Genomic DNA, 5,684 nt, shown 5'->3' with positions numbered 1-5,684 from the left:
TATTAATATAGTATTTTATTAATGCTTGTTGTAACAGCGAATATATATAATAGCTTGTAGCAAACGCCCCTCTATGAGAAAGGGCGGATAAACCATTCTTTTCTTCATATACATATAGAAAATGAGAAAGAAAGTGAGGGTTGCATATGGCTGGATGGGTGATTTGGTTTATAATAGCGGGTATTTTATTTATTGCAGAAATGTTGTCGATTACTTTTTACATGCTTTGGCTTGGAATTGGAGCTGTTGTCGGAGGTCTTATTGCTTTGTTTGCTCCTGATGCACTATTCTTACAAGTTGTTGTTGGGGCGATTGTAAGTTTAACATTGACTTTCTTTACGAAAAGAATTTCAAAAAACTTTCGAGAAGCAAAAGGTTTTACTGATACAGTAGATAAACTGGTTGGTAAAAATGGAATTGTTATGCAAGCGATTACAAGTGAAGTGAACGGTATTGTGAAAGTGGATGGAGATACTTGGACAGCTATTTCGGATACTCCTATTGATGCTGGAGAAAAAGTCGTTGTTATAAAGAGGCATAGTACTATTTTACAAGTGAAAAAGGAGAGTGAATAAATATGGCAGTAGCATTAACGTTAACGATTATTTTCGCATTGATTGTCGTTGTATTTATTGCATTGACGATTAAAATTATTTCGCAGCAAAAAGTTGGGGTTGTTGAAAGGTTTGGTAAATTTCAACGGATTATGCACCCAGGATTAAATATTTTAATCCCAATTGTAGATCGTGTTCGTGTATATCATGATTTGCGTATTCAACAAACGAATGTACCACCACAAAAGGTAATTACGAAAGATAATGTACAAGTAGAAATTGATACAATTATTTTCTATCAAATTGTTGAACCAGAGCTTGCGACATATGGTATTTCAAACTATGAATATGGTGTTCGTAATATTACATCTGCAACAATGCGACAAATTATTGGTAAAATGGAGCTTGATGAAACATTATCAGGTCGTGAAAAAATTTCAACAGAAATTCGTTTAGCACTTGATGAAGCGACAGAAAAATGGGGCGTTCGTATTGAGCGTGTCGAAATAGTCGATATTAACCCACCAAAAGATGTGCAAGTATCAATGGAAAAACAAATGAAAGCAGAACGTAATAAACGTGCGATCATTTTAGAAGCTGAAGCAGCGAAACAAGATAAAGTCCTTCGTGCTGAAGGGGAAAAACAAAGTAAAATTTTAATGGCTGAAGGGGATAAAGAAGCGCGTATTCGAGAAGCTGAAGGTTTAAAAGAAGCAAAAGAATTAGAAGCGCAAGGGGAAGCAAGAGCGATTGAGGAAATCGCAAAAGCAGAACAAAATCGAATTGAATTACTTCGCGCAGCAGATTTAGATGAGCGCGTACTTGCTTATAAATCATTTGAATCATTGATTGAGGTTGCAAAAGGACCAGCAAATAAAGTCTTTATTCCGTCTAATGCAATTGAAACACTTGGTACTCTTGGTGCTATTGGGGAAATTTTTAAAGAGAAACAAGCGAAGAAATTACCTTCGTCAGATACAGAAAAATAACTATCAGAGTGAGGAAGAGAAATGGGATGCCATTTCTCTTTTTTGTGCGTATATTGCGAAAGGCTTGTACATATCCATGTATAAAGAAGGTGATACAGTGAAAAAGTATGCTACTCGTATACATGGGAAAAAACTAGTTTCGTTACTCTTTCTATATGCACTAATAGTAATTATTATTGCGTCGATTTTGACGTCACTTTTACATACAATGAAATCGAATTATGCGAATCAATGGTTTGGAAAAGTATCTATGCAAGGTTTTGTTCAAATGATAGAAAGTGAGAATCGCTATTATGGATTTGATTATTTTAAGCAAAATAAACGAGAATCGGTTGGGAATTTAATGTTCTCTATTGCGACAGATTTAAAAATAAAAGATTTGAGAACGTTTGTCGGTAAAGAAGTACCTGGTATGTCAAAGTATTACTCTAACATTATCGTAGCTGGAGAAGGGACAAACTTTACGAATATCCCAAATGAATCTAGTGTACCGATTGAAGAAGTAACGAAAGAGCGAGAAGTAGCAAAAGATAAAGTTACAGAAGCGGAAAAGAATAATCCAATCAAGAAAAAGAACGGAACGAAAAAAGGAGAAAGCGCAGTATACATTTATCATACACATAGCTGGGAATCCTTCTTTCCGTTATTACCAGGGGCTACCGATCCATCAAGTCCGGATGTAAATGTGTCCTTACTAGGGAAACGTATGAAAGAACAACTTGAAGGACAAGGAATTCCGGTAATTCATGATAAAACGAATATGGGGGATTTATTAGCGAGTAAAAAATGGAAATGGCCGCAATCATATAAAGCGTCTCATGGATATGTAAAAGAAACATTAGCACAAAATAATAAAATTGCGTTTCCGATTGATATACACCGTGATGATCAGCGGAAGAAGGTAACAACAAAAGTAATTAACGGAAAATCGTATGCAAGATTATATTTTATAATTGGGATGGAAAATGAAGGGCGTGCTGAAAATGAAAAAATTGCAAGGGCAATCAATAGTTATTTAGATGAAAACTATTACGGATTAAGTAGAGGGATCTTTCCGAAGTATAAAAAAGATGGAAATGGCGTTTATAACCAAGATTTATCTAAAAATGCGATGTTAATTGAAGTTGGTGGTGTTGATAATACGTTAGATGAATTATATAACACAATTGATGTGTTAACGGAAGCGTTTAGTAAGTATTATTGGAATGATGCAGAGAAAGTGAATGGGTGAGGAACGGGAAACCGTTCCTTTTTTATTTTTGAAATCCTAAAATATGATATGATAGAATTTTGCGAATATTGAACGAGGAGTGGGATAGACATGCAAATACTATTAATACGTCACGGTGAATCAGAAGCTGATATTTTAAATGTACATGAAGGTCGAGCTGATTTTGAATTAACAGAAAAGGGAAGACAGCAAGTACAAAGACTTGTACAGAAAGTGAAAGCGGACTTTCTGCCAGATTTCATTTGGGCAAGCACATTAAAACGTGCTCGAGAAACGGCTGAAACATTAGCTGAAGCGATTCAGTGCCCAATTCAATTAGAAGAGGAATTAATGGAGTTCAATAATGGAGTGCAAGCAGGTTTATCATTTGAGGAAGCAAAAAAATATCCAGAGCCAAAGTTTCTTCATGACCGGTTTGAAAACGGGGAATCATTTATTGAATTTAGAATGAGAATAGAAGGAATCTTTTCTAAAATCGTGACAGAAAATACATATGATCGGATTGCAATTGTTGCACACGGTGGTGTAATAAATAGTATTTTACGAGCATTTTTCCAAATGCCAATTAGTATGGACTATTATTTTAAAATGGGAGATACGGGTATTAGTTTGATTGAACTTACGGATAAACAGAAAACTGTTCATTTTATAAATGATACAAATCATTTGGATGGATTGTAAGAGGGTATGTACAAAGTTGTGAAGCTAACTGCAATTCAAAAGGTATTGGAACATCTGGAAATTTGTAAATCAGAAGCAATTGCTTTTGGTGACGGTGGAAATGATGTTGAGATGTTACAGTATGTAGGACTGGGAATTGCGATGGGGAATGGCGGAGAAGAGTTAAAAACAAGAGCAGATTTCGTTACAAGGAAATCAAGTGAAGGTGGTATTTCTTTTGCTTTAAAAGAGTTTGGGATTATTTAAAAATAATAGCTAGTCAGTGCAGAGAGAGCCTGTTTAATAACAGGATTTTTTTGTCTAATAATATTCTTGCAATAAAAGGAAGGAAATGAGTATAATGAAAAGTAGTTAGGTAAGCTAATTAAATGAAAGGAAGGAGAGTGAAAATGAATGGATTCAAAAAAAGGTGCTCTTCCTTTAGGGATTGAGCCTTATGCAGAGTTAATAAAAAAGACAGCATCAGCGGATACGGATCCAATCGCAGCAAAACTTGGTTTGTTAATGTTATGGACGTCTGATAATGTTCTTGATGCTGTTGACGTAGATTTAGCTCCGCTTGGTATTTCGGAAAGTAAATTAGATTTTTTACTGTTATTTATTTTGCGTGAAATGGAATCGAATGGGGAAGAAGTGAACATGAGTCCTTCGGATATTGCGAGTCGATTAGGGATTACACGTGCTTCTGTCACTGGCTTATTAGATTGGATGGAGAAACGAGAGTTAATCGTAAGATTCCATCATTCTGAAGATCGAAGAAGATTAAAGGTGAAAATTACTCCAAAAGGGAAAGAACGAGTTACGCATTCTTTACCAACTTTTTGGTTATCTTGCGCTTCGTTAGTTGATGACTTTAATCAAGAAGAGCGTCAAGTTTTAGAGAAGCTATTAAATAAAATGCAAGTAACTATGCAGGTGAAATTAGGAGAAGGTAGATAAAAAAGTTGATTGTGAGAGTCGACTTTTTTATTTAAACATATAATTAGGTTACCTTATTATATGTTTAGCTAATTTGATCAAGGTGGTGATATGTCTTTTAACGTAAACAAATTAAGTGAGTATTGAAGGAATGTCATTTTGAGTAATTTGCTTCAGATGTTTTAAACCGATGGGAAAAATCATTGTAAGGGGGAGATTTTATGATGGAAATATCAAAAGAAGTAAATAGTGAAAGGAATTATGCAGTAATGACAGCGGTGTTATGTTGGGCAGGTATGGTAGTTATGTCCAGCCTATATGTGGCGATTCCTTTAAATGCTCTATTTTCAGACCTTTTTAAGGTTTCATTAGCGCAATCTGCGGCTACAGGCAGTATATTTTCTGTAGGCTTTGCTATAGGTTGTTTGTTATTTGGGGCAATCTCTGATAAATATGGGCGGAAGAAAGTGATTTTTATCGGATTACTTGCGCTGTCGATTGTTTCTTTTTTATTAGGGTTTGTCGATAGTTTATTTTGGTTTGTTATTCTTCGAGGATTACAGGGGATAGCAGCAGCTACATTTTCTCCAGTAGCGTTGGCTTACGTTGTAGAAATGTTTCCAGTAGAAAAAAAGGTTACAACAATAGGATTTGTTAGTACCGGTTTTTTAGTAGCTGGAATTGCAGGGCAAGTAATAAGTACAGCTGTTAGTCAGCATTTTGGATGGCATATGGTGTTCTTTCTTCTTAGTATTGTCTATATCATTACTGCTGTATGGATTCATTATTCTCTTCCGAAAGGGGAAACGTCTCAATCCTATACTGATATTTTGGGACCAATTAAACAGATGGGTAAAGTTTTTACACATAAAAGCTTAGTATTGAGCTATATGATTGCTTTTGTTTTATTAATGGCTTTTGTTAATATGTATACTGTTTTAGGGAATTATTTGAGCTCTCCTACTTACAATTTAACTCCAGAACAAATTCTTTATTTTCGCTTAGCAGGGCTATTTGGTATGTTGCTGTCACCACTTGCGGGTCGCTTAACAAAGAGGTTCGAAGTAAGGCAAGTTCTTCAAGGCGGATTGTTGGTCTCTATTTTTAGTCTAAGTTCAATGGGCTTTATTTCGAACCTGCCGCTACTTGTAATGATGAGCGTCTGTTTTGTAATAGGTATTGCTATATCCGTTCCGTCTTTAGTTTCTCTTGTCAGCCAATTAGGAGGAAAATCAAGGGGAATAGCAGTTTCTATTTATACTTTCATTTTATTTTTAGGAACTAGTATAGGACCTATTATTTCTATTTATC

General features: G+C 35.1%; 6 protein-coding genes and 1 pseudogene. All 7 read left to right on the top strand.

What is annotated here, in order from left to right:
* Nucleotides 1-146 precede the first annotated feature (146 nt).
* The gene (locus AB3X48_RS16690) at nt 147-575 is read left to right on the top strand and encodes an NfeD family protein (protein WP_002158137.1); all 429 of its coding nucleotides are present in this window, start codon (nt 147-149) and stop codon (nt 573-575) included.
* Between the two features lie 2 nt (nt 576-577).
* Nucleotides 578-1,543 carry an SPFH domain-containing protein gene (locus tag AB3X48_RS16685; RefSeq protein ID WP_002158136.1) on the top strand — a complete coding sequence of 322 codons (966 nt, stop codon included), beginning with the start codon at nt 578-580 and terminating at the stop codon, nt 1,541-1,543.
* A gap of 97 nt (nt 1,544-1,640) precedes the next feature.
* On the top strand, nt 1,641-2,774 hold the full coding sequence (gene spoIIP, locus AB3X48_RS16680) for a stage II sporulation protein P (protein ID WP_308033445.1): 1,134 nt from the start codon (nt 1,641-1,643) through the stop codon (nt 2,772-2,774).
* Between the two features lie 90 nt (nt 2,775-2,864).
* Nucleotides 2,865-3,455 (top strand): histidine phosphatase family protein, encoded by a 591-nt coding sequence (locus AB3X48_RS16675; protein ID WP_016104633.1) that lies wholly within the window; start codon nt 2,865-2,867, stop codon nt 3,453-3,455.
* Between the two features lie 12 nt (nt 3,456-3,467).
* A pseudogene (locus tag AB3X48_RS16670) lies at nt 3,468-3,701 on the top strand (HAD-IIB family hydrolase); the annotation flags it as partial.
* 147 nt (nt 3,702-3,848) lie between these two features.
* A complete protein-coding gene (locus AB3X48_RS16665; protein WP_002158132.1) occupies nt 3,849-4,394 on the top strand; it encodes a MarR family winged helix-turn-helix transcriptional regulator in 546 nt (181 codons plus the stop codon).
* A gap of 203 nt (nt 4,395-4,597) precedes the next feature.
* Nucleotides 4,598-5,684 (top strand): MFS transporter (locus tag AB3X48_RS16660; protein ID WP_367959746.1); only part of this gene is annotated, 1,087 nt, incomplete at its 3' end.

Source organism: Bacillus sp. S4, assembly GCF_040838205.1.
Classification (GTDB): Bacteria; Bacillota; Bacilli; order Bacillales; family Bacillaceae_G; genus Bacillus_A; species Bacillus_A cereus_U.
Note: the sequence above shows the minus strand (reverse complement) of the source record. Positions and strands in the feature narration are given on the sequence as shown.

Coding starts and splice junctions, on each gene's coding strand:
- AB3X48_RS16665 (WP_002158132.1), top strand. CDS start 3,849: ATGGATTCAAAAAAAGGTGCTCTTCCTTTAGGGATTGAGCCTTATGCA.
- AB3X48_RS16685 (WP_002158136.1), top strand. CDS start 578: ATGGCAGTAGCATTAACGTTAACGATTATTTTCGCATTGATTGTCGTT.
- AB3X48_RS16690 (WP_002158137.1), top strand. CDS start 147: ATGGCTGGATGGGTGATTTGGTTTATAATAGCGGGTATTTTATTTATT.
- AB3X48_RS16675 (WP_016104633.1), top strand. CDS start 2,865: ATGCAAATACTATTAATACGTCACGGTGAATCAGAAGCTGATATTTTA.